Source organism: Wolbachia endosymbiont of Pentidionis agamae (genome assembly GCF_036711655.1).
Lineage (GTDB): Bacteria > Pseudomonadota > Alphaproteobacteria > Rickettsiales > Anaplasmataceae > JAZHPY01.
Genome location: NZ_JAZHPY010000114.1, coordinates 1 through 2,462, shown reverse-complemented (window position 1 = coordinate 2,462; position 2,462 = coordinate 1). Strand labels below are relative to the sequence as shown.

The following is a 2,462-nucleotide window of genomic DNA, read 5'->3' as shown; positions in this document are numbered from 1 at the left end:
TATATTTTTTAATTCCTTGCCAAAAAGTAAAAACATTAATGCTGAAAGGAAGACAGCTATGAAAGCTACTATAAAATATGATATATAAGGCTTGACGTAAGAAAATAATTTTCTAACACTTTGATTTTTTGTCACTTATACTTTAATCTATGTACTATCTGGTTGTCGTAGTTTAATTTAAAATTACCTCTAAATTTCTTAATCTTTTTTGCCAATTTATATTAGATTTTATTATTATATCACGATTATTACTTTGCACATTATGATTAATCCTTATTTCCAGAGGTAGCTTGATAAAATCAAATACCAATTCCGGCCATTCAATGATAGTAATACCTGTACTAAGTGCTTCCTCCATTCCAAGCTCATAGAGCTCATCAAAAGACTTTATTCGATATAAATCAAAATGCCAAATAGCAAAATTTTCATAATGATAAAGATTTACTAGATTAAAAGTTGGGCTACTCACCACTTCATTAGGCAAAAAAGCATTAATAAAAAACTTAGAAAATGTAGTTTTACCAGCACCAACAGCACCAGATAAAAGAATCACATCTAATGCTTTAGCAGCACCTGCAATGTCTCCTGCAAGCTTTTTCATTGATTCAATTGATATTGCAACGTATTTAGTATACATTTTTGTGTAAAATTGAATTACATAAAGCCTTTATATTTATTTCCAATTATATTCATCTGCAAGCATAACAGCCTCTATCATGTGCTCCTCTAATTTACTTAATGGAAGATCGCTCTGAGTATAATGTCCCCAAGATTGCAATATATTAGAAACTTCCACATTTTTTAGTATTGGATATTCCTGATTTATCTCAGCGTAGAGCTTTTGAGCATCTTCACTAACTAAAAATTCTAATAGTGCTATAGCATTAGCTCTATTTTTTGCATTTTTAACCACTGCTCCACCACTAATGTTAACCATAACACCTTTGTCATTTTGATTAGGAAAAAAGACTCCTAATTTATTTTTTAGAACTTCATCTTTTGAATTAAGTATTCTTGCAAAATAATAGCTATTTACTATTGCAACTGCTCCTTCTCCAGCTGCAACAGAGAGAATTTGTTCAGTATCACCACCACTTGGCTTTCGAGCCATATTACTTACAATTCCTTGGACCCAATCCTTTGTTTTTTCAAATCCATTATTTGCAATCATAAAAGCAATGAGAGATCTATTGTAAGGGCTAGTGGATGAGCGAACTAATATTTTCCCCTTCCATATTTCATTTGCTAAATCTTCATAAGTACTTAAATCATTAACACTAACTAATTCTTTATTATATACTAGAATGCGAGTTCTTTTTGTTAATCCAAACCAAAAATCTTGACTATCTCTAAACTTTTCAGGTATAGCAGCTTTCAGGATTTTTGAATCTACACTGGATAACAAATCCCTCTTTTTTGCTAAAATAAGATTCACTGCATCTGCAGTTAAAAGTAAGTCTGCCTTACCACCATTTTCTATACGAGTCAGTAGAGGAGCATATTCATCGTTAATATATTGAACTTTGATTCCAGTTTTTTTTGTAAACTCATCAAATAAAACTCGTACTAATTCTTCTTTGCGTGATGAGTAAACATTTACTACTTCTTTATCTTGCTTGTTTTCAAAATAAAAAAATGTGACAGCTACTGCTAGTAAAACTGCTATAGATATAAATATAAAATTCTTTCCCATGGGATTGTTAGATATAAAATATTTAGAATTATAACAACATAACTAGTTAGTAACAAGAAATTGAATAAAAAATTTGAGTTAAAAAAATCTTATTTATAAAAAACCTATGAGAAACAGGCAGCAGTCGTATAGTCCAAACTCCAGTTATGGCTTAAAATCACAAAAAAGTGAGAAAATGTTGTAAACTCCGAGATATTATAAAAAAAGGAAGTTACTTATGAGGGAAAAAATAATAGAAATTTTTTGTATAGTCGATGATTTTTGTAATGCCACTGACAAAATTTTTGTCAATACACTATTGTCAAGCTGCAGAAAACTCACTAGAATACCTAGCATTACAATTGTCAAAAGTATTACCATAATATTATTTTATTACCAATCCCAATATAGAAATTGTGAGTCATTTTAGTTAGATTACATTGAAATACTTTACAGGAAGGGGTTTACAAAGCTACATCATAGGTTTATTGCCTTTATAACCACAACTATGGATTAGCCAACAAAGGAAGTAGAGAAAAAATTGAAATCTATACCTTAAGTTCAAATTTGTGCTTCATGTAGTAAAAAATCGTCTCGATAATCAATATTTTCCTAGAGTAAAATCTTCTCTTTCAGAAACATCAACACATTTTTCATACACTTTTTATGTGGGTAACAGGCTTTATAAAACAACTCTTGAATAATATAACCTTTGTCACTAATCAAAAAATTTTTTAATGCTAATTCTGGATTAGAAGAGGATATAAAAGAGATAAAAACTCAGTTAGAA

2 protein-coding genes are annotated in these 2,462 nt (G+C 29.6%); both read right to left on the bottom strand.

Annotated features, from left to right (window positions below; translation table 11 throughout):
* Positions 1–172 precede the first annotated feature (172 nt).
* Entirely contained in the window at positions 173–637 is a 465-nt protein-coding gene (tsaE, locus tag V6U76_RS05095) for a tRNA (adenosine(37)-N6)-threonylcarbamoyltransferase complex ATPase subunit type 1 TsaE (RefSeq protein WP_333024049.1), read from the bottom strand.
* Between the two features lie 36 nt (positions 638–673).
* Entirely contained in the window at positions 674–1,693 is a 1,020-nt protein-coding gene (locus V6U76_RS05090; protein ID WP_333024048.1) for an extracellular solute-binding protein, read from the bottom strand.
* Positions 1,694–2,462 lie beyond the last annotated feature (769 nt).

What these genes read in the sequence shown, in the direction of transcription:
- tsaE (WP_333024049.1), bottom strand. Translation starts at nt 637, where the DNA reads ATGTATACTAAATACGTTGCAATATCAATTGAATCAATGAAAAAGCTT.
- V6U76_RS05090 (WP_333024048.1), bottom strand. Translation starts at nt 1,693, where the DNA reads ATGGGAAAGAATTTTATATTTATATCTATAGCAGTTTTACTAGCAGTA.